This window comes from Spirosoma pomorum, assembly GCF_054776615.1.
The window spans coordinates 390,810-412,740 of record NZ_BAAHBP010000029.1 but is presented as its reverse complement, the minus strand read 5'-3'; the positions used below and the strand labels follow the sequence as shown (position 1 = coordinate 412,740).

Here is a 21,931-nt window from a genome sequence, read left to right as displayed (position 1 = left end):
GCATTACTCTACACTACGGGGCAACGACTCTACTACCTTTTTGCCCATTTGCGGCTTGTATTGACCTACTTTTGTTCTTCGGCTACCCATGACTACAGCTAGTAACCCGTTTATAGATCACCTGCTCAGCCAGCGAACCCAATACCGTTATAAACTACCTTCTCGTCCTGATGCCGGTCGGTTCATCGATCATTTGATGCGGTTTCTGTTTCCGGTAACCAAAGACTGTCAGTCGGCATCGCAGGACCTGGCCGAAACGTATCAGCAGCTACAGCACCAGCTTACCTGCCTGCTTCAGCCATTAGAATCAAACTTAGCCGATACGCCGGAATTACTTTCGGAGCAGTTTTTTAACCAGCTTCCTGCTATTTATGATAGTCTGCTGCTGGACGCTCATGCCATTCTGGACAACGACCCGGCCGCTATCGGACTCGAAGAAGTTATTGCTGTTTACCCCGGGTTTTACGCCATTTCCGTCTATCGGATTGCGCACGAACTCCTGCGCCTGAACGTACCGATGCTTCCCCGTATGCTGACCGAGTACGCCCACGGCCACACGGGTATTGACATTCACCCCGGCGCGCAGATTGGCCGGGCCTTTTTCATCGACCACGGGACAGGCGTCGTCATTGGCGAGACGACCGTTATCGGTGACAACGTCAAGATTTATCAGGGTGTTACGTTGGGGGCAACTCACGTGGCCAAGTCGATGGCACAAAAAAAACGGCATCCAACCATCGAGAAAAACGTCGTGATCTACGCCAACGCCACCATCCTGGGCGGCCACACAGTCGTTGGTCATGACTCGGTCATTGGTGGTAACGTCTGGCTAACAACCAGCGTCGAGCCTTACTCATTGGTCTTTCATCAGCACCAAACCGACGTTCGGCTGAAATCCATCGACTCGAACGAACCCATCAACTTTGTGATTTAATGCGTGCCAATTCTATTTTAGATACCATCGGCCAGACACCCCATGTCCGGCTGAATCGGCTATTTCCCGGCTATGAGGTCTGGATGAAACTCGAAAAAACTAATCCCGGTGCCAGCATCAAAGACCGGATCGCGCTGGCTATGATTGAAGATGCCGAAGCCAATGGGCTGCTCCAGCCGGGCAGTACGATCATCGAACCTACTTCAGGCAATACTGGTATTGGCCTGGCGATGGTAGCTGCCGTAAAAGGTTACCGGATTATTCTGGTCATGCCGGAATCCATGAGCATCGAACGACGTAAGATCATGGCCGCCTATGGTGCGGAATTCGACCTAACCCCCCGCGAAAAAGGGATGCAGGGTGCGATTGAGCGGGCCGCACAGTTAGTGTCTGAAACGCCCAACGCCTGGATGCCGCAGCAATTTGACAATCCAGCAAACGTATCTGTTCATAAGCGGACAACCGCTCAGGAGATCCTGGCCGACTTTCCCGAAGGACTCAACGTATTGATTACGGGCGTAGGCACGGGGGGCCATATCACGGGCGTAGCCGAAGTACTGAAAGAGCGGTTTCCGGCGTTGAAGGTTTATGCTGTCGAGCCAGCCGCGTCACCCGTTATTAGCGGTGGGCCGGCGGGTCCTCACCCTATTCAGGGAATTGGTGCGGGCTTTATTCCCCAGAATTTACACACGGCGGTTCTGGATGGCACGATTCCCGTCAGTAAAGACGACGCTTATGCAATGGCGGGCCGGGCAGCTCGCGAGGAAGGAATCTTTGTCGGTATTTCGTCCGGGGCGTCATTGGCCGCTGTCGCCAAGAAACTTCATCAGATTCCAGCTGGCAGCCGCATTCTGACGTTCTGTTATGACACGGGCGAGCGTTACTTATCGGTTCCCGATCTGTATTAATCGACGGAGCCTCTGAGCCAATAGTTTTGGTCAGAGGCTCCTGTTTTATTACGTATTAGCGGAGATTCCGTACGAATCGACGCATGGTTTCCCGGTAAACGGTTTCTGACTGCTCGATCGACTGTTCGTTCTGTAGCATCATCGCCAGCACAATCATCCCGTGGGATGCTGACCACCATTCGAAGTACAGTCGCTGAATACTTTCCTTTGATTTGGGGATAAACGAGAAAATAATTTTCCGGACGATCTCGCTTACGTCCTGCATGGCCTTGGACTGACAAACTGATGTTGTACAGTTTGCCCCGTTCAGGTTATACATCACCTGATAGATCTCCGGATGCTGCATCGCGAAGTTCCACTGGACCACGGAGATCTCAAACAGTTGTTTTTCGGGGTCGCGGTATAGGTTCTGGATTCGCTCGTATTCCTGCTTGAGAAACCGAAACCCCTCGTTTCGGATTTCGCTTAACAAGACGTCCTTGCTATCGAAATATTCGTAGATGATCGGTGCACTGTAATTGATTGCTTCCGCAATCTTTCGGATTGAAACAGCCTGCCAGCCTTCCCGCCGGGCAATGTTTTTTGCCGTTAGTACGATACCAGAACGGGTTTGTTCGTGGCTCCGTGGTTTACGTTCGATTGTTTCCATCTTCATTCAGCGGTCTTTGTCCAGTTAACGGTGTTAAATCCTCTGAAAACTACAGCTTTATAAGCATTTTGGCTACAGTAAAGTTATTTTTTCACAAAAAAGTCAACTTTTATCTCTCCAAATACCAATAATTTCAATTCTATATTCGTTGCGTCTGGAATACCTACGTAAGCCATTGATGGTCAGCATTAAGCTTTCTCCGCCAGTATCCATACGGCCTCATCACCTAGACTAAACGTATCCCCTTCTACCGTTCCATAGCAGGCAATGACTGACAGGCCCGCTTCCAAAAACAAATGGGTTAATTCCGCCAGGGTATATACATAATGCTGCGCCAATCGGGTTTGCGTTTCCCCCTGATGCACGTAGGTCAGGTGCGAATCGATCCGGCTTTCCAATGGATCGTATTCATTTTCCACCATAAAGAGAATAGGCGCTCCATCGGGTCCCTCGATGGGCTGCCAGTTACGGGTCTGGTAGTCGGGCAGGACGGACTCGGCAATCATTTCAGTATGAGCGAGAAAACGACCACCTGGCACTAACAAATCAGCAATCCGGTTTAGAAACGCCAGCATCGCCGGGCGGGGAAAGAAGCTGAAACTGTTACCCAGGCAATAAGCCGCATCGAACAACCGCCCGGCTCCGATCTCCGTCGGATCGAGCGCCAGGAAATCACCGGCAAGCGCACTGAGCACCAGTTTATCCGCTTTTGCCGCCCCCTGTACTTCCGCGATGTATTCGTCTGAGATATCAACGCCCGTTACGTGAGCCCCCATACGCGCCAAGGGCAGCGCGTGCCGACCGTACCCACAGAAAATATCCAGAATGCGATCACCGGGGCCAAACTCCAGGGTTTCAACAAGCAGTTCCAGGTCGAGTTGTGTCTGTTCCTCCGTTTGCGCTGCCTTCCAGGCGGTCTGGGGCAGTCCGTGAAAAAAATTGTGATACCAGGCCAAAATAGCGAAAGAGTAAGAGAGTGAAAGAGCGATGTACCGTTACGTTGGCATACCGTTTCTTGGCTTTACTGGAGGGTGGACAGAGTTTGCTGAATAGCGGAAAAATCAGGAACGTCACCCGCGCTTTCCAGCACCTCGGCGTACCGTAAAGTGCCCTGGCCGTCAACCACAAACGCCGACCGCTTACTCACGCCCTTCAAATTCATGACAAACGTTTCATAATACGTATCATAGGCCTGCGATACTTCCTTGTTGAAATCAGACAGCAGATTGAAGGGCAGTTGTTGGTCGTCTTTAAATTTAGCCAGTGTGAATGGCGAGTCCACCGAAATTGCCAGTACATCTGCGTTCAGATCTGCGTAGGTGGCAATATTGTCGCGCATTTCGCAGAGTTCGGTCGTACAGACACTGGTGAACGCCATCGGGAAGAACAGAATCACGACATTTTTACCCGCAAAATCTGACAACGATATCTCCTGGCGTTCACTGTTGAACAGGGTAAATTCTGGCGCTTTTTGACCGATTGTCAGCATGGTAAATTTTTGATTTTGGAATTATGGATGTTGCTTTGAATCTGAATTGGCTTTGCGAGGGCAAAATTCTGAAAAAGGTCAGTCAATACAAGCCAAATCTGGTTTAACTCAGTAATCCTTCTACGTATCAATGCAAACCTACTGGGGCGTCGATTTAGGCGGCACAAAAATCGAAGGGGTTGTTCTGTCAGCCGAAAAAGGCCAGCTCCCTTCCCTGGACAACGTTATTGTTCGCAAACGAATCGATACCGAAGCGCATCTGGGCTATGATCACATCATGGGACAGGTCGTTAAGCTAATCGATCAGCTTAAAGCCGAAACCAACATTACTCCCGACCGTATCGGCTTTGGTACGCCGGGTTCTTTTGATCCGTCACGGCTGATTATGAAAAACTGCAACACGACTTCCATGAATGGGAAACCCATGAAGCAGGACTTATCCCGGCTGCTGGATCTGCCAGTTGAAGTAGCTAACGACGCCAACTGCTTTGCCCTGGCCGAAGCTACAATGGGAATCGTTCCAGACGTGGTGCCCGATTTCCAGACGGTGTTCGGCGTTATTATGGGTACTGGCGTGGGCGGGGGCGTTGTGTTCCGTGGTCGCGACGGTGTCCCGTTTGTGGTAAACGGCTTACAGGGTATCGGGGGCGAATGGGGTCACAACCTACTCGAAGAAGACGGGCATCTTTGTTTCTGCGGCAAACGGGGTTGCGTGGAGCAGGTCATTTCTGGACCGGCTCTGCAACGGTACTACCACGAAATCAGCGGGGAGGAACGAAACATGAAAGAGATTATGGAGCGTTATAACCTGGGTAATGATCTGGTTGCCAGCCAGACCGTCAACCGGATGCTGGAGAATTTCGGCCTCGCTATTTCCGTCATCATTAATATTCTTGACCCACAGGCCATTGTGCTGGGTGGTGGCGTTGGTAACGTCGATCTGCTTTATACGGAAGGCGTTGAGCGGGCCCGTAAATACGTCTTTAACTCCGGCGAACTCAATACCCGCTTCCTCAAACCCAAGCTGGGCGACAGCGCAGGCGTTTTCGGGGCAGCGCTTTTGTAAAAGGAGGAAGGAGGAAAAGGAGGAACGTGAAGAAAGGAATAGAACGCGAAAGCAATCCTTTCCTCCTTTCCTCCTTTTCTCCCTCTCCTCCTTCCTCCTCTAGTTAAACAACTCCTTATGACTTGCCAGCTCGGGGTAAGTGGACGGTTCTAGAATCTCCGGTACGTCATTAGGATCACTGCGCGACGTAATACGTTTGCTGATGCTGTAGCTGTGCATTTTCTTCACCGGATAGGTTTCCGACAATAGCTTCAGCGCGTCCTCCTTCGATAAATCATCCTGCAACCAGGCTTCCTCAGCATCGGGTGTCAGTACGCAGGGCATCCGCTTTTTTGAGTTGTGAATAGCGGCCAGCAACGAGTTGGCTTCTGTAGTCAGAAGGGTGTATGTAGGCACCACCTCACCCGTTTCCGGATCGACCCACTCATCCCACAAGCCGGCAATGGATGCGATTCTCTGATCGCTGGTGGAGATGTAAAACGGAAATTTCTTGCCACCCTGCGTGTACCACTCATAGAATCCCGTCACGGGTATCAAACAACGCTTTCCCGACTGAGCCGACGCCCGGAAGGAGGGCTTGTCGAAGATCGTTTCGGCGCGGGCGTTCAGGGTCTTCGTCCGGATGTCTTCGGCATTTGCTTCCGACTTTGTCCAGTACGGAATCAGTCCCCAGCGAATCATCCGAAACTGCTTCTCATCGGACCCTTGATTCCAGCGTGCCAGAATTGGCCATTCCGGAAATTGGTAGGCATTAGCGTGGTAGACCGGCTGATACGTCACGTCGGGGGGCAGGGGCGTTTTGTAGCGTTTTTCCAGTTCGGCCTCAGTTGCATTCAGCGATTTGTGGTAGCACATGGCATCGGCAAAGACGGGGACAGGTAAACCCGACTTTGTCTATAAACAAAGCAAACGCATACCCGGTTACACTGAGCAGCTATATTTGAACAAGCCCTAATGACTCAAATCACCGAACCGACCGTTACGCTGAACGGTACAACTTATACGCTTGCTGAATTGAATCAGTTTTGCTGGCAGCAACTAGCCGAAGCGCCCGAAGCCGAAAAAAGCAATTTCAAGACAATGGCTGTGGCGACCTGCACACACGACGGAGCCAACGCCCGTATGACGGTTCTGCGCAAAGTTGATTCTGAACGAAAATACGTCTGGTTTCACACGGATGCGCGCGCCGAAAAAGTTATCCAGCTCGAAATGTTCCCAAATGCAGGGCTACTATTCTGGGACGCCGACAACCAGATCCAGCTTCGGCTAACGGTCGAAACCCGCTTGCATACGGATGATTTTGTGGCCGATGACCAATGGGAAGAGTTATCGCCAAGTAGCCGTAAACTGTACCTATCCGAGAAGAAGCCGGGTTCTGAGGTTTCGGTGCCGTACCCTGGTTTTCCAGAGCAGTTCACGGACGAGTTACCGTCGAAACAAGACAGCGAAGCCGGGCGTACTAACTTTGCGGTGATTGAATGCCGAGTTTTGAACATGGAATACCTGCACCTCAGCCGTCAGGGACAAACTCGGGCCCTATTCCAGTACGAACCCGTCGTTAAATTGAGCTGGCTGGCCCCCTGATCCAGGCAGCTTGCCCCGCTTATTTTTTCTCTTTACGCTGCCGATGTTTCTTCCGCCAGATTTCGTAATCAGCGTAAATACGATCCAGAAAAATGGCGGGGCTAATTGAATAATAGAGCCCATTTAAGGTTATCTGGCGGTCCGTCAGCTCATCATGCAGGGTGTAGCGATACCCCGTAATTAGATTGACACCGAACCAACGTAACGGTTTGAATCCCCAAAGCATGGGAAACTTGAGTGACACCGATAATCCCACCGTTAACGGCACAATCAGGGCTTGGCTGGAACGCGACTGTTCGGCATCCGGGTGCGTAAAGGTATAATGCACTTTTCCCAGCCCGACTTCAATTGGAGCGCTTAGCTCCCAATAGCGACGACGGTAAAAATACGGTTCAACGTAAGCAGTTGCGTAGGTTAACCGTCGGTTGATAGCCTGGTAGCCCCCCCAGGGACCGTCAACGGCATGGTTGGCGTAATAGAAGCCAAGGCCCGTCTTTATATTACTCGGCCATAACAGCCCAGCCCGAACACCCCACACGTTCGTTGAATTCGAGAACAGCGGTTGCCGGCGATCTTTGAAGTAAAAGAAACGCTGGTCGAGCTCTGCGATAAACCGGGGTTTGCTGGGCCGCTCGTTTTTGTCGGCCGCTGAACTATCCTTTTTGATTCCCTGTCCAGCTGCTGTAGCAACAATTAACCATAAGAGCAGTACAGGTAAACAATGAGGCATGCGACGTGGGTGTTGATAAATGAGTCAAATGACAGCTAGAATAACCTCATACGCCCGTTGAGTGTTATAACTGACCGTTCTTCATCCGGCGCGACTAGTACTTACCGGAGTTGCTATACGTCATATCCTATGGGCAAAGCATTCGATTATACCCTTGATTTTCACACAGTAGATTTCAGAAAGCAGCCGGAGTTATACCGGGTTGGGAAAGGCGAGCAGGGCGTTTTGCTGGTTCAGCCCTATAAATCTGAAATTGTGCCACATTGGCGTTTCAAGACGCCCGAGATTGCCAAAGAGTCATCAGAAAAGATCTATCAACTCTTTCTGGACTACAAGAAAAAGGACGATTTCATTGGCATGGATATGGCCCGGAAGTTTTTACAGATGGGCTATACCCGCGCCCGGCGCTACGCCAACCATCGAACCGGCCAAAAATACGACGGCCCCGTTCCCGACGACCAGAAGGGCCGCTCCGGTGCCCACGGACGTGACCAACTGCCCCGCGATGAAGACCCGATCAAAGCGGAGTCGGCCCGGATCTTCTACGGTAAATACCTCGAAGCGCGGGAAGATGCAGAATACAAAAAGCAGCGAAAAGCCTGGCAGGAAAAGTATGGCTAATCCGGTGGGAACCAACTCGCTCGTCGCCGTACTCGCTGAATTTATTATAGCCTTTACGTCCTGACCTGATTCAAACCGGAGATAGGTACATCTTTAGATGCCATCACAAATAACAAACTACTGTATTTCAACTACTTACTAAGTACAATTCTTATTGATTTACTATAAGACATTCTAGGATTGAAGGCTTCTGTGTGCTTGTCTTTCCCACTTACTAAAATGATCGAAACAAACTAAATGTTGATTAAACGGGTTTACTGACCTTATAACAAGCGTTCATTCATCAATCTGTAAATCAAGAAAAGCTATGAAAACGCCGAAACAGATTAGTCGCCTTGTTCTTTTCCTCCTGATTTTCAGCGTGTCTTTCGCCGATGCTCAGGTAGTGGTCAGAAAATACTATCCGCCAGTACGCCGGATGTATCATCACCCCAGCCGAATTGTTATCGCACATCCTACGCGTCGGGCCTACACGTATCGACGCCCCTATGTACCACCGCGCCGGGTTATCGTGACCCGTACTCGCCCTCGCTATTACGTACCTCCGCGTCGGGTCTACGTGCCCAGCCGGACGGTCGTCGTTCGTCGGCCACGTCACCGGGTTATTTACGTACCTTAAATTGATCAGCGCCCCGACAACTAGTTGTCGGGGCGCTGATCAATTTAAGGTAGCACACCAATGCCTAAGCGTCGCTGATACTGGCTTAGACCGACAGTACCAGGAAACTTGCGTAGATTTGCGGCTTCATCAGACATCCTGGGGTGTCTGATTTTTGATCTGGCAATCAGGTCTGCAACGTCCAAATCAGTAAAGTTTCTTATGCAACTCCTAGACGGTAAGGTGCTGTCGGCACAAATCAAGCAGGAAATAGCGGCAGAGGTCGCACAAATTCGTGAGCAGGGGGGTAAAATTCCACACCTCGTCGCCATCCTGGTCGGCACCAACGGTGCTTCGGAAACGTACGTGGCTTCCAAGATGAAGAATTGCGAAGAGATCGGGATGAAGTCAACGCTTATTCGGTTTGAGCCATCTGTTTCGGAAGAAGAATTGCTGGCTGCCGTTCGCGAAGTAAATAATGACCCCGACATGGATGGGCTTATTGTGCAGTTGCCCCTCCCCGATCACATTAACCCCGACCGTATTATGGAAACCATCAGCCCGGCCAAAGATGTCGATGGTTTTCACCCTATCAACATCGGTCGGATGGCGAAAGGGCTACCCGCTTACGTATCAGCGACCCCCCAGGGCGTCCTGGAAATGCTAAAACGGTATAACATCGAAACAGCTGGTAAACATTGCGTGGTTGTTGGTCGCAGTCAGATTGTGGGCCTTCCCATGTCGATTCTTATGCAGCGCAATACGTATCCGGGTAACTGTACCGTTACGTTAACCCACAGCCGAACCCAGAACCTGGCGGAGATTTGCCGCTCGGCCGATATTCTGGTAGCCGCCCTGGGTCGTCCCGAGTTTATCACCGCCGAGATGGTCAAAGAAGGAGCGGTTGTCATTGACGTGGGTCTGGAACGCGTGCCTGACGCCAGCAAGAAGAGCGGTTTTTCGCTAAAAGGCGACGTAAAATTTGACGAAGTAGCGCCTAAAACCAGCTTTATCACACCCGTTCCCGGTGGTGTCGGCTTAATGACCATCTGCTCGCTCATGCAGAACACATTGAAGGCTGCCCGGGGCGAAGTATATAGCCGGTAAGCTCAGTCCTTCAGACAAGGAAGCATGATCCAGGTCAACGCGTTTACCTAAAGATTCTGCGATTTACGTCGATCAAGCTCCGACTTAACAAACTTTAACAGCCCGCCCTGCCACGGACGGGCTGCTTTTTATGTATTTTTGACCCCGTCTGGACAGACTTAGTTGGGACAGCCCTTCACGCTGGACAGACCGTTTTACACAAAAGATTCGTTAATTTTCTCTGGTATGCAGTCATTCAAACGCCTGAACATCCTGACAGGCTGGCTCGTTTTTGCCGTTGCGCTCGTAACGTACGCAATGACCGTTGAACGAACCGCCAGTTTCTGGGACTGTGGCGAGTTCATTGCCTGTTCGTTCAAACTACAGGTTCCTCACCCCCCTGGCGCTCCGTTCTTCCTGCTCTTAGGTCGCCTATTTTCGATGATGTCCTTTGGCAACCTTACCAGCGTTGCCTACTGGATCAACATGGCATCGGTACTGGCCAGTGCCTTTACCATCCTGTTTCTGTTCTGGACCATTACCATGTTGGCGCAGAAGCTACTGGACCGCACGGAGAACGAATACAACACAGGCGATACGTTGTTGGTGCTGGGAACCAGCGCGGTTGGTGCGCTGGCCTACACATTTTCTGATACGTTCTGGTTCTCGGCTGTTGAAGCAGAGGTTTACGGGATGTCGTCGTTTTTTACGGCAATTGTTGTATGGGCCGCTTTCAAGTGGGAGCGAATTGACGATGAAGCAGCGGCTAATCGCTGGCTGATTTTCATTGCTTACCTAACAGGGCTTTCTATTGGCGTCCACTTGCTGAACCTGGTAACGTTGCCAGCGCTGGCGCTGATCTATTACTTCAAGAAACAACCGAAACCAACGTTTTGGGGTGGTACTATTGCCTTCGGCATTGGTCTGGCCGTATTAGGAATCATCAATTCCGGTATCATCCCAGGCTTGCCAACAATGGCGTTTGCCGTTGAGCGATTGTTTGTTAACACGTTCGGCTTGCCGTTCAATTCAGGTACGATCTTCTTTGTCATCGTTTTCCTGGGAGCCATCGTCTATGGCATCATCTGGTCGGCCCGGCAGAAACGTGTCATCCTCAACACCTCACTGCTGTCACTGGCGTTTGTACTGATCGGTTATGCCTCGTACATGCAGGTGCTGGTTCGGGCTGATTTCAACCCACCGATCAACGAAAACAACCCTGACGATGCCCTGAACTTCCTGTCTTACCTGAAGCGGGAGCAATACGGTAGCCGGTCGCTGCTATACGGTCCGGTCTTCACCTCGCGCCCGATTGACCAGAAACAAGGAGCGCCGGTCTGGAAAAAAGAAGGCAATAAATACGTCATCTTCGACCATCAGCCAGAATACGTTTATTCTCCTGGTGATGAAATGCTGTTCCCACGGGTATACAGTACTCAGCAGAATCACCCTCAGTTGTACCGTCAGATGCTGGGTCTTGCCGAAGGGCAGAAACCGACGATGGGCGACAACATCAAGTATTTGTTCAGCTACCAGTTGGGCCACATGTGGTGGCGCTACCTGATGTGGAACTTTGCGGGCCGGGAAAGTGACGAGGAAGGTGCAGGATACTTGTTGCCCTGGTCGTCGGACCAGAATGCGCCGGACCTGTTGAAAGAAAACAAAGCTCGCGATAACTTCTATATGCTGCCCTTCATGCTGGGGCTGTTCGGTATTGCCTTCCAGTACTTCCGGCGTCGGCGTGATTTCCTGATCGTTGGGCTGCTGTTTTTGTTCACCGGGATTGCCCTCCAGGTATTCCTGAACTCACCGCCTTCCGAACCTCGCGAGCGGGATTATATTTACGTTGGTTCCTTCTATTTCTTCGCTATCTGGCTGGGACTGGGCGTTATGGCTATCGCCGAGGGCTTACGTACCGTTTTGAAATCAGACGTAATGCGTAACGGACTTGTTGCGGGTTTGTGCCTGGTGGTACCCGTGATGATGGGTGCTAAAAGCTGGGATAACCACAACCGCGATAATCGCTACCAGTCGGTTGATTTCGCGAAAAACCTGCTGAACTCCTGCGCCCCGAATGCAATCCTGTTCACGGGTGGCGATAACGATACGTTCCCGCTCTGGTACGTGCAGGAAGTTGAAGGCTTCCGGCGTGACGTACGGGTGTGTAACCTAAGCCTGCTGGGTACGGAGTGGTACATTCAGCAGATGAAGCGTAAAACGTACGAATCAGAGGCTTTGCCCATCTCGCTGGAATTCGACCAGTTTAACAAAGGCAAGAATGACATCGTACCATTCTACGAGGTGCCCGGCGTTAAAAATGGCATTGATCTGAAGCAGTACGTTAACCTGATCCGCACGAACAACCCAGCCATTCAGGTGCCGCTCACGAACGGCGACATGACGAGCGTCCTGCCATCATCGGTGCTGTTCCTTCCTATTGACAAAGCGGCCGTGGACAAGGCAAACTTCGTCCCCGCTTCGCTGAAACCGTTCATGAAGGATACCTTGCAATGGACTATTGGAAAGAAAGATCTGTACAAGCCAGACCTGATCATGCTCGACATGATTGCGACCAATAACTGGCAGCGGCCTATTTACTTCTCCAGCACGCTGGGTGGTGATAGCTACCTAAATCTGAAAAACTACCTGCAACTGGAAGGCTACGCCTATCGCCTGATGCCGGTAGCCGTGCCCGGTGCGTCGGATGGTTACGTTAACTCCGATATCATGTATAATAACATGACCAAGAAAACCTTCTGGCGTGAGTTCGACAACCCGAACGTTTATTACGATGATACGTACAAAGGACCACCGGTTATTTCAGCTCGGATAGCGTTCTTCCGACTAGCCGACCAGCTCCTGCGGGAAGGCAAAGAGGATAAGGCTCGTGAGGTACTGAATTATTCGCTGAAGGTGATTCCGGACAAGAGTATCCCGTACGACCAGATTTCGTCTAATTACGTCCGCTTCCTGTTTGCGGTAGGCGACAACAAAAAAGCGCTCGAAATTGCTGATACCATGGCTACCCGCGCCGATCAAAACCTGACGTACGACAAAACGGGCAACCGTTTCGGCAGCCCGGATGCTGATCTGTATATTCTGCAAACGATCGTCGATGCTTGTCGCGAAGCAAAGCAGATAGGGGCAGCTAACAAATACGACGCCATCTTCCAGAAGCATATTAATGCGTTCGGTTAAGATCGACGGATAGGTTTCTACATAGCAAAGCGGTGCTGGATTACTCCAGCACCGCTTTGCTATGTAAAACGAGTTAATAATTCACCTGTCTTCACACGATTTTCAATACGTCGACAAATGAGTCAGCTGGGCGGTTTGGCGGGAACTGTACCACTAGCCCTTCTGCCGTACGCTCGAAGGATAGGGACTGTTTCTGACCGAGCCACTCCACCTTGTTGACTGTCTTGGGATAGTTTGAGCTTCCCTGGGCCAGCGATCTGATCATTACTTTTCCGTCCGTCGGTGCGTTCATCACCGTTGCGTATAATACATCACCTTTCGTGTTGAAGCGAATGTCGGCTGCGGTGAATTTTGTTTTGCCCTCGTTGAAGCCCTGTCCGGTTAACTTTGCCTGATTCTCGGTCGAGGGACCTTCACCATATACGGTCCAGGGGCGAGTATCGTAAATGCTTTCGCTGTTGGCATTCATCCAGCGGCCAATCCCTCCCACAATTGCGCGCTCCTGCTCGTCGATCGATCCGTTGCCCCGCACAGGTATGTTCAGCAGGTAATTCCCGTTTTTACTGACTACGTCGACCAGCGTCTGCACTACCATTTGGGGTGTTTTGTAGCCCTTCCGGTCGTACACGGCCCGGTTGTAGTGCCAGTCGCCGATGCAGGTATCCGATTGCCATACGAAGGGCAGTACGTCGTTGGCCTGCCCGCGTTCGATGTCCCAGACCATTGCCTTACGCTGGTTTTCGTCCAGGATTTTACCATTCAGGATAGCGCGTAGCTCCCCGTGTCTCTTGATGCTATGGTTGTAATGGTGAGCGGCAATGCGCAAGCCCGCGTCGCTGATCGGCCAGAAGGGAAGCTGCGAGTCATCGAAATAGATCAGATCCGGGTCGTACTGATTAATCAGGTCGATGGTCCGATTGACGAAGTTTTCCATGTACGCTTTGGTGGGTGGATATACACCGTTTCCCCAGTGCCATTGCCCGTGGATTGATCCGTTATCGGCGCTGTTCTGGCTGAGGGGGTGCCGCTGGGCGTATAATTCCTGCGGATCAAGACCTTCCCACCATAGCCCTTTCCCGTCCGCTTTAGTCAGGTTGCCATCGTAGGGTACACCGGCCATGGGGCCGTTTTTATCGCTGCGCTGAGCCGTTTCAAACCACCGCCAGGCGTGGGCCGCGTGAACGCTGACACCAAAGGGGAGTCCCTGCTTTTTGGCCGCTTTGGCCCACCCACCGATAATGTCTTTCTTCGGGCCTACCTTGGTCGAATTCCAGTTTTTCTGGTACTTACTGTTGTACAGGTCCAGGTTGTCATGGTGATTGGCCATGGCAAAAAAGTATTTGGCACCCACGCCTTTGTACAGGCTTACCAGCTCGTCTGGGTTCCACTGATCAGCTTTCCACTCGTTGATAACATCCTTGAACCCAAACTTGGAGGGGTGGCCGTACTTCTCCTGGTGAATTTTATACTGACGACTGCCTTCTTCATACATACCCCGGGCATACCAGTCACCAGCTTCGGGCTGACATTGCGGTCCCCAGTGCGCCCAGATGCCAAATTTGGCATTGCGGTACCAGTCGGGTACCTGATAGGTTTGCAAGGACTCCCAGGTGGGCTGGAACGGTCCGTTCGCTACTTTCTCGTCTGTAACGAATGGCTCAAAAAAAGGAGCGGCCTGCGAGTGACCGGCCAGCGTGAGACCGGAAATTGTAAGGCCCATCTGCTTGAGCAAGGTTCTTCTTTCCACGAATCGAATGGGTTTGAATGATAGGTACCGGTACCAGGTAACGAGAAGAATGACGATGTATATTGTAAGCCAGCAGACGGACGCCCGGACGGGGTAAGTCTGCTGGCTTATGGCGAATCGATTGATAAACTAGTACCCTTTGTTCTGCGTCAGGCCGGGGTTGATGTCGATTTCCGACTGTGGAACGGGCCACAACTCGTTTCTGCCGGCTACAAAATTACGTTTCTGGTAGATGTAGAAGCCCTGACTGTCCACCGGAAAGTCTTTGTACGTAGCCGGGGAGTTCGTCAGCTTCATGCCCGTAAACTGCCGGTTCAGCTCGGTCGCGGCCGTGCCCCAGCGCTGAATGTCGTAATAGTGTAAGCCTTCGAACGCGAACTCTACTTTGCGCTCCCGACGTAAAATCGTCCGCAGACTGGCCGCGTCGGTGGTCTTTACGGCGGGCATGGCTACCGATGTACGACCGCGTACCTGGTTGATGGTCGCGTCCAGCAGCGCCTGATCAATAGCGTCGCCGGCTTCCAGTTTTGATTCCAGATAACTCAGCAATACTTCTGGGTAGCGAATGAGCGGGAAGTTACCGCCATAGTTCATCAGACTGCCCGAGAACGTGGGGTCCATAAACTTGTTGATGCAGTAGCCACTCCAGTTGTAGCGGGTAATGCGGTCGGGCGACGTAGAGGTTGGACTGGCTTCGTACCGCACGCCTTTGAACGACGTCCGTCCCGGAATCATGATCGTGTAGTCGAGTCGGGGGTCGCGGTTCGCATACGGATCGTTCGCGTTGTACAGGGGCGATTCCTCCACCGTTTTTCCATCCGTACATTCGTACGATTGGACTAGTTCATTGTAGGGCGAAAACTGGTGCCAGCCGCCGTAGGTCTCCGGGTACAGGTATTGCAGCATAACCGTACCGACAAAATCCTCCAGGTATTCGTGGGCGAAAACCACCTCGCGGCTGTTTTCGCCGGTTTGCCGGAACAACTGTGCAAACCCGCCCTGATCGATCGTGTAGACATTACTATCCATGATCCGCTTGTAGGTCGCGGCTGCGTCGCTCCATTTTTTCTGTGCCATTTGTAGCCGTCCCAGAATGGCCAGCGTCGCACCGGACGTAATGCGGCCCCGTTCGGCCGCCGGACGCGTAGCCGGGAGGTTCGCGAAACTGCTTTTCAGATCGTTTTCGGCGAACGCCCAGACATCGGCTTTGGGGCTGCGTTTGATGGTATTGGCCTCCGGTATGGTCAGTACCTTGGTCGGCATGGGTACATCGCCGTAGTACAGCGCCAGATTCATGTACAGGTAGGCCCGAATCGTTTTCACCTCGGCAATCATCATCGCCTTATTGCTTTCGCTGATGTTGATGGTGTTGATTTGGGTGAGGAAATTGTTGCAGCGCGCAATGGTCCTGTAGGAATTTCCCCAGAAGGCGGATGTCAGCCAATACGCCGAGTTCAGGGTGCCATTGGTGACAACGTCAGGGATCAGTTCTTTCTCTGAGCCAAAACCGGCCATCATATCCAGATAGATCATGGACATGCCACCGAAGAAATCACCCGTGGCCCAGCCCGAGCCGAAATCGTAACAACCCACCAGCGCCAGCGAGGCATCTTTTTCCGTTTTCCAGAAAGTCGCATCGGAAACGGCATCGAGGGGCTGCTTGTCGAAGAGTTCATCACTACAGCTCGGTAGCGTCGACGTGAGTATCAGAACGAGGGCCGTCTTAGCCGCCCGTTTTGCCAAAAGAGATAGGCTATTTTTCATGAGATCAGATCCTGAATGAGTGCGCATTACCCGGTATTACAGGGTGAGATTGAGGCCAAACGTGTAAACTTTTGTAATGGGATAAAACTGGCTGCCGTCGCCCGTACTGTTTGTCATCTCCGGGTCCCAGCCCCGGTAAAAACCATTGATCGAGAACAGATTCTGACCACTGAAATAGACTCTCAACCGATTGATCTTCCACTTCTGGAGAACGTCTGTCGGCACGGTATAGCCAATCTGCAGGTTTTTCAGCCGGGCAAAACTGGCGTCGCGGTTCCAGTAGGTCGACGTCTGGATCGTGCCGCTGCCCATCTGTAGACTCGTCAGCTTCGGATACTGCGCGTTGGGGTCCGGGTTGCTGGCTGTCCAGCGGTTTTCGACCTGCCACCGTTGAATCTGACCGCCGTTGTAGAACGCAAAGGCCGAGTACGAACCGATCTGTTTCTGGTAGCCAGCCAGCCCCTGCACCAGCGCCATGAAGTCGAAGCCTTTGTACCGGGCGGACAGGTTCGCCCCGAACGTGAATTTAGGGACGGTATTCCCGATGACCTGACGATCGTAGGTCGCGTCTACTTTGCCATCCGGAACACCATTGGGACCGCTAATGTCTTTGTAGCGGACAAAGCCCGGCTGCGCTGCGTAGGGCTGACTGGGATACTGCCGAATTTCGTCGGTGGTGGTAAACAGACCATCGGCCGTATACCCGTAGATAACCCCGATGGGTTGCCCCACAAACAGCCCACTGTTGATATTTTGCTGTAGGCCGTTGGCCAGCTCGGTTATGCGGTTTTTGATGTACGAGAAGTTAGGCGAAACGCTCCAGTTGACTCCGCCGGTTTTGGCCTGATACGTCACCTGGGCTTCGAATCCGGTATTGCGGACACTACCAATGTTCACCGCCGACGTACCAAGGCCCAGCGTAGCTGACGTTGCTATGTTGTATAGTACGCCGGAGGTTTTTTTGTCGAATACGTCGAGTACGGCACTCAGCTTGCCTTTCCATAAACTCACGTCGAGGCCGATATCGGTAATGGCGGTTTGTTCCCAGGTGATGTCTGCGTTGCTGAGCCGGGTCGTGGCTGCGCCGGTAGCCAACGCTCCGCCAAACGTATAGTTTTGCCCCAGGCTCACCAAGTTCTGGTAGGGGTACGTCCCGACGTTCTGATTCCCTAAAATACCCCAGGATGCCCGCACCTTCAAGTTATCCAGCCAGGTAACCTGACGCAGGAAGTCTTCCTCCGAAATACGCCAGCCAGCCGAGAACGAAGGGAAGTACCCCCAGCGACCCCGCGTCGGAAAACGGGATGTACCGTCGGCGCGGATGTTGGCTTCCAGCAGATACCGTTCGCCGAACGAGTAGTTAACCCGGCCAAACACCGACCGTATACCCCAGGTTGACGATGATCCGGAAGCGCTCATGCCCGTAGCCGAACCAGCATTTAGCTCATAAAGCACGGAGGTCGGAAAATCCTTGCGGAAGCCTGAGATATACGAATCCGTGTTTTCCTCCTGCGATACCCCGACCAGCGTATTGAATGAATGTTGACCGATCGACTTCGCGTACGTCAGCAGTGATTGCAGCGTAACCAGCGAGCCCTGTCCTGAGGTTACCGTCAGCATGTTGGGGCCGACGTATTTGTTGGCGTCGAAGCGAAAATCGGATGCGTAGCTTTTGTTGTAGTAGCCCCAGTAGTTGTAGCCTGCTTTCCCACTCAGAACCAGACCCGGCAGGATTGTCCAGCTCAGCTCGCCACTACCCAGAAAGTACTTGTTCGTGCCTTTGTAGAACGAGGTGCTCGACAGCCAGGCTTCCGGGCTGTAGTTGTCCTGATACCCGTACGTTCCATCCGACTTTCGGCCCGCGTAGATCGGCCCCTGCCGCACGGCGAAGTTGATCATACTGTTCATGCCACTGTCGTACTGCTGCGGAGAGTGGTTCTCGGACGTGTATCCCTGCAGGCTGACTTTAAGCATGATCTTGTCGCTGAGCTGACTGTCGTTGTTCAGCAGGAAGTTGTAGCGGGAATAGCCATTCTTCGCCACGATTCCGTTCTGCGACAGGTAGCTTGTCGACAGCAAGTAGCGGTTCCGTTCGGTGCCGCCTGAGAAGTTGAGTGAGTGCGACGTCTGCAACCCATTACCCGAGTTCAACAGGTTCCTGAAATGGGGTACGTTGGGGTAGTTGTCCGGATCGGACTGGTTCCGGAATTTCTCGATTTCCGCGTCCGTGTACGATGGTGCCAGGCCGACGTTGGCATTAGCCTCGTTTCGTAGTTGCGCATATTCCCAGGATTCGACAAAATCGGGCAGCGCTGTCGGGCGTTGCCAGCCGACGTAGTTGTTGTACGTGACCTGTAATTTGCCACTTTGGCCGCGCTTGGTTTCGATCAGAATGACACCATTGGCCGCGCGGCTTCCGTAGATCGACGCCGAAGCCGCATCTTTCAGCACCGAGACGCTTTTGATGTTGTTGGGGTCAACGTCGTTGATCGACGTAGCCAGTCCATCGACCAGAATCAATGGTCCACCACCCGCACCGTATGAACCGATGCCCCGGATCGTAATCCCAGCACCATCGTTGCCGGGCTGCCCAAGTCCCTGCGACACGACCACGCCCGTAACCAGACCCGCCAATGCCTGCGACGCCTGCGTAATGGGTCGGTTTTCAATTTCCTTGGCTGAAACGGTTGATACGGAGCCGGTCAGGTTTACTTTCTTCTGCGTGCCAAACCCAACGACAACCACTTCTTCCAGCGATTTCTGATCGGGAACGAGCTGAATATCAACAGATCGCCGGTTGCCCACTGTGGCTTCCTGACTCAGGTAGCCGACAAACGAAAAAACCAGTGTCGTCGCTGCACCTTCGGGAACCGCCAGGCTGTATTTCCCGTCGGCGTCGGTTGTCGCTCCACGGGTTGTATTCTTGATGACGACGCTGACGCCCGGCAAGCCTTCGCCAGTTTCGCTTTTCACTACACCCGTTATGGTAATATCTGCCTGGCTCTGGCTAGTAGCCGTCGTAAGTTGGGCCGGTAATTGGTTCGTTGGCGAATTGCCCGCTTGATTAAGGCTGCTAGCTGGCATGGCCGTTACTTTCTGTTTGAACTGCCGGATATTTTTGCCGCTCTCGTTGGCGGGAAAAATAGCAAAGATTTTCCCGTGCTGCTTGTAACCGAGGCCGTTGGCCTTTAGTATACGGTCCAGTGTTTTCTGAACACTCTCATCCGGTAACGGTTGAAAGCGTACTTGCATGGTTTTGATTTTTTCGTTGTGGAACATGAAGAAGATGGAATGCTTTGTTTCCAGCTCTTTCAGTACCTGATAGACCGTGCGGTAATCACTGCGGAAGTTGGGTGGGGAATCCTGCTGAAGCCGGGCCATAGCCAGCGTTTGCGACAGGCAGGGTTCAGGAGCCAGCGTTGTGACCAGGCACAACAAGCCACCCATGAAGAAGTAGGTCTTTTTCATGTTACTTGATTAAGGGGTATATGTACTGGGGTTGCTACCGTTAATGCATAGCGTGGACGATCAGCCGGTTGGGCTGCCGATCGATTTTAATGGACAGGATGCTTTCCAGCGTATTCAGCAAATCAGGGAGACTATTCGTCGGGATGACCCCCGTTACCGTTAGTTTCGGCAGTGCATTGTCTGAAAAAGAGACCGGTACACCATACGTTTCTTCGATTAGCGTCGCCACCTCCTTCAGACTGGTATCGTCCAGTGTCCAACGGCTGCTGGTCCACGAATGACTAGCCTGCGGATTGACCAGATGATCGACGGCCAGTCGTTGATTTTCTTTCGAAAAAACGACGGCATCGCCGGGTTTCATCTGCAGCGACTGATCGCCCGATCGCTCGTTCAGACGAAGTTGAATACTGCCTTCGCTCAGCACAACTTTGGTTTGCTGCTTGCGGGTGCTAACATCGAACTGCGTGCCTTTTACCTCAACGTCCAGGTCACTCGTGTGAACGGTAAACTTGATCGGTTTACCCTGCTGCTGTTTCTTCGAAACGGTGAAAAACGCTTCTCCGCTGAGCCACACGTCCCGGTTAGCCCCTTCCTGCCAATTCGCGCTCATCGCTAGTGTCGAGTGCGCGTTCAGATCAACAAATGAGCCATCAGGGAGCTTGATGCGCTGAGATTCGTCGTATGCGGTTTCATACGTCACCGTGCGGTTTTGCCAGAAATAATAGCCCCCGGCAGCCAGCATCAGCAGGGTAATGACGGCCGCAGCCCGACTGGCTTCCCAAATCCAGGATCGTTGGGCAGGGTGCTCGATGATAACCGGATCACTTTGCTTGCCGTCCTGTATTTGCTGCCACATGGCCCGGATAACCGGCTCGGTCGGGTCCACATCGGTATCGGAAGCCAGCAGCAGAACGAGTTGACGAGCTAAGGCTATATCCTGCACCTTGTATGGATACATTTGCAGCCAGTTCTGCCAGTACGCTTCTGTTTCTTCGTCGGGCTCACGGACCCAGCGAATAAAGAAAGCGTCGACGGCAAAATCTTCCGGCTCGAAGGATAAATAAGTCATTGATTTGGTTAACTGGGAAGTCCCGTCATCTATCTAATGCGCCTATTTATCGATCACTACCCCACAAAAAGAAATTTTTTATTGAAAAAGTTAAAAAAGGCTGATCAGCGCCATCAACATGAATGTAGCGAGGTGAGCGCGCAGTAGTTTCATGGCCTTCTGAATGGTGTTATGGACCGACTGGAGATTGATGTCCATGATGTCAGCCACCTGCTCATAGCTAAAGCCATGAAAGAAACGTAAGTTAATTGCTTCACGCTGGCGGACCGGCAGCAGGGTCAGGGCTTGATGAAGTTTATCCTTGTGCGTAGCCGTTTCCTGATCCTGTATCAATATGCTTTCAAATGAATCAACCGTTAGTTCACCAGCTACGTCCAGCGAGTCGTAGTGCGTGGACAACTGATGCGTAAGGCGCTTATAAATCTTCCGACGTATCACCCGAAACAGGTAAAACTTGATCGAATCCGTCTCGCTCAGCCGGGCCCGGCTCCCCCAGATTTCAATGAATAAATCCTGGATGCAGTCTTCAATGAGGGAGGTGTCAGGAGTAATCTTCAAGCCGTAACGGTACAACACCTTGACGTAATTCCGATATATCTGCGCAAAGGCCTGCTCATCGCCCTGCCGAAAGGCGTTCCATAGTTCAGGATCATTAGTCAGATAGTCAGACATGTAGTAGAGAGACTGGTTAAGTTCCTACCTAAATAAGGTTCAAAATAAACACAAAATAATTAAAAAATTAAGAAATAAATAAGTAGTTCAGACCAGAGAGGCTCAGACTATATACTTAAGCAACTTTTATACTCGGACTGTATCATGGTAGGATATCAGGGCCAGTTTTCAGATTATCGCTATCAAGTTCGTGGATTTATCAGCAATTAGTCAAGCTGAGCGGCATTGCCACTTTTATGGTTTATCGCTGCAGTACGGAACAACAAACGTACCTATTTTCCCTTGCCAGATCAGCTCTACCAATCGTTCTTTTCCTAATGCAGAAACCCCGCCGATGGCGGGGTTTCT

18 protein-coding genes are annotated in these 21,931 nt (G+C 52.0%); 8 read left to right on the top strand and 10 right to left on the bottom strand.

The features are described from left to right. Positions 1–88 precede the first annotated feature (88 nt). Complete coding sequence (locus ACYVAD_RS19220) at positions 89–934, top strand: serine O-acetyltransferase (RefSeq protein WP_461141145.1); 846 nt, start codon at positions 89–91, stop codon at positions 932–934. After that, positions 934–1,842, top strand: coding sequence for a cysteine synthase A (cysK, locus tag ACYVAD_RS19215; protein WP_461141144.1), 909 nt, complete (start codon positions 934–936; stop codon positions 1,840–1,842). Before ACYVAD_RS19220 ends, cysK begins: the two co-directional genes overlap by 1 nt. A gap of 55 nt (positions 1,843–1,897) precedes the next feature. Here cysK and ACYVAD_RS19210 read toward each other — a convergent pair whose 3' ends face one another. The 3 genes from ACYVAD_RS19210 to ACYVAD_RS19200 form a co-directional block, all read right to left on the bottom strand. Beyond that, positions 1,898–2,491, bottom strand: coding sequence for a TetR/AcrR family transcriptional regulator (locus ACYVAD_RS19210; protein WP_461141143.1), 594 nt, complete (start codon positions 2,489–2,491; stop codon positions 1,898–1,900). 188 nt (positions 2,492–2,679) lie between these two features. Further along, positions 2,680–3,447: an SAM-dependent methyltransferase gene (locus ACYVAD_RS19205; protein WP_461141142.1), complete on the bottom strand. Its 768-nt coding sequence runs from the start codon at positions 3,445–3,447 to the stop codon at positions 2,680–2,682. Between the two features lie 65 nt (positions 3,448–3,512). Further along, positions 3,513–3,980 carry a redoxin domain-containing protein gene (locus ACYVAD_RS19200; protein WP_461141141.1) on the bottom strand — a complete coding sequence of 156 codons (468 nt, stop codon included), beginning with the start codon at positions 3,978–3,980 and terminating at the stop codon, positions 3,513–3,515. Positions 3,981–4,110: 130 nt separating this feature from the next. Here ACYVAD_RS19200 and ACYVAD_RS19195 point away from each other — a divergent pair, with 130 nt between their 5' ends. Next, positions 4,111–5,046 (top strand): ROK family protein, encoded by a 936-nt coding sequence (locus ACYVAD_RS19195; protein ID WP_461141140.1) that lies wholly within the window; start codon positions 4,111–4,113, stop codon positions 5,044–5,046. A gap of 99 nt (positions 5,047–5,145) precedes the next feature. Here ACYVAD_RS19195 and ACYVAD_RS19190 read toward each other — a convergent pair whose 3' ends face one another. Beyond that, complete coding sequence (locus ACYVAD_RS19190) at positions 5,146–5,901, bottom strand: SOS response-associated peptidase (protein ID WP_461141139.1); 756 nt, start codon at positions 5,899–5,901, stop codon at positions 5,146–5,148. Positions 5,902–6,000: 99 nt separating this feature from the next. On the opposite strand from ACYVAD_RS19190, the gene ACYVAD_RS19185 reads away from it, so the two are divergent. Next, positions 6,001–6,630, top strand: coding sequence for a pyridoxamine 5'-phosphate oxidase family protein (locus tag ACYVAD_RS19185; protein WP_461141138.1), 630 nt, complete (start codon positions 6,001–6,003; stop codon positions 6,628–6,630). A 19-nt stretch (positions 6,631–6,649) separates the two neighbouring features. Here ACYVAD_RS19185 and ACYVAD_RS19180 read toward each other — a convergent pair whose 3' ends face one another. Next, positions 6,650–7,360 (bottom strand): hypothetical protein, encoded by a 711-nt coding sequence (locus ACYVAD_RS19180; protein ID WP_461141137.1) that lies wholly within the window; start codon positions 7,358–7,360, stop codon positions 6,650–6,652. Between the two features lie 129 nt (positions 7,361–7,489). On the opposite strand from ACYVAD_RS19180, the gene ACYVAD_RS19175 reads away from it, so the two are divergent. The 4 genes from ACYVAD_RS19175 (at position 7,490) to ACYVAD_RS19160 (ending at position 12,863) form a co-directional block, all read left to right on the top strand. Next, positions 7,490–7,981 carry a DUF4385 domain-containing protein gene (locus ACYVAD_RS19175; RefSeq protein ID WP_461141136.1) on the top strand — a complete coding sequence of 164 codons (492 nt, stop codon included), beginning with the start codon at positions 7,490–7,492 and terminating at the stop codon, positions 7,979–7,981. A gap of 307 nt (positions 7,982–8,288) precedes the next feature. Next, positions 8,289–8,600, top strand: coding sequence for a hypothetical protein (locus ACYVAD_RS19170; RefSeq protein WP_461141135.1), 312 nt, complete (start codon positions 8,289–8,291; stop codon positions 8,598–8,600). Positions 8,601–8,801: 201 nt separating this feature from the next. Beyond that, positions 8,802–9,686, top strand: a complete 885-nt coding sequence (locus tag ACYVAD_RS19165) for a bifunctional 5,10-methylenetetrahydrofolate dehydrogenase/5,10-methenyltetrahydrofolate cyclohydrolase (protein ID WP_461141134.1) — start codon at positions 8,802–8,804, stop codon at positions 9,684–9,686. Between the two features lie 225 nt (positions 9,687–9,911). Further along, complete coding sequence (locus ACYVAD_RS19160) at positions 9,912–12,863, top strand: glycosyltransferase family 117 protein (RefSeq protein WP_461141133.1); 2,952 nt, start codon at positions 9,912–9,914, stop codon at positions 12,861–12,863. Between the two features lie 91 nt (positions 12,864–12,954). Here the strand turns inward: ACYVAD_RS19160 and ACYVAD_RS19155 are convergent, their stop codons facing one another. The 5 genes from ACYVAD_RS19155 to ACYVAD_RS19135 form a co-directional block, all read right to left on the bottom strand. After that, positions 12,955–14,610 carry an alpha-L-fucosidase gene (locus ACYVAD_RS19155; RefSeq protein ID WP_461141132.1) on the bottom strand — a complete coding sequence of 552 codons (1,656 nt, stop codon included), beginning with the start codon at positions 14,608–14,610 and terminating at the stop codon, positions 12,955–12,957. A gap of 129 nt (positions 14,611–14,739) precedes the next feature. Further along, positions 14,740–16,374 carry a RagB/SusD family nutrient uptake outer membrane protein gene (locus ACYVAD_RS19150; RefSeq protein ID WP_461141131.1) on the bottom strand — a complete coding sequence of 545 codons (1,635 nt, stop codon included), beginning with the start codon at positions 16,372–16,374 and terminating at the stop codon, positions 14,740–14,742. Positions 16,375–16,410: 36 nt separating this feature from the next. Beyond that, on the bottom strand, positions 16,411–19,842 hold the full coding sequence (locus ACYVAD_RS19145; protein ID WP_461141130.1) for a SusC/RagA family TonB-linked outer membrane protein: 3,432 nt from the start codon (positions 19,840–19,842) through the stop codon (positions 16,411–16,413). Between the two features lie 40 nt (positions 19,843–19,882). Next, positions 19,883–20,911 carry a FecR family protein gene (locus ACYVAD_RS19140; RefSeq protein WP_461141129.1) on the bottom strand — a complete coding sequence of 343 codons (1,029 nt, stop codon included), beginning with the start codon at positions 20,909–20,911 and terminating at the stop codon, positions 19,883–19,885. A gap of 90 nt (positions 20,912–21,001) precedes the next feature. Next, on the bottom strand, positions 21,002–21,583 hold the full coding sequence (locus ACYVAD_RS19135) for an RNA polymerase sigma factor (RefSeq protein ID WP_461141128.1): 582 nt from the start codon (positions 21,581–21,583) through the stop codon (positions 21,002–21,004). Positions 21,584–21,931 lie beyond the last annotated feature (348 nt).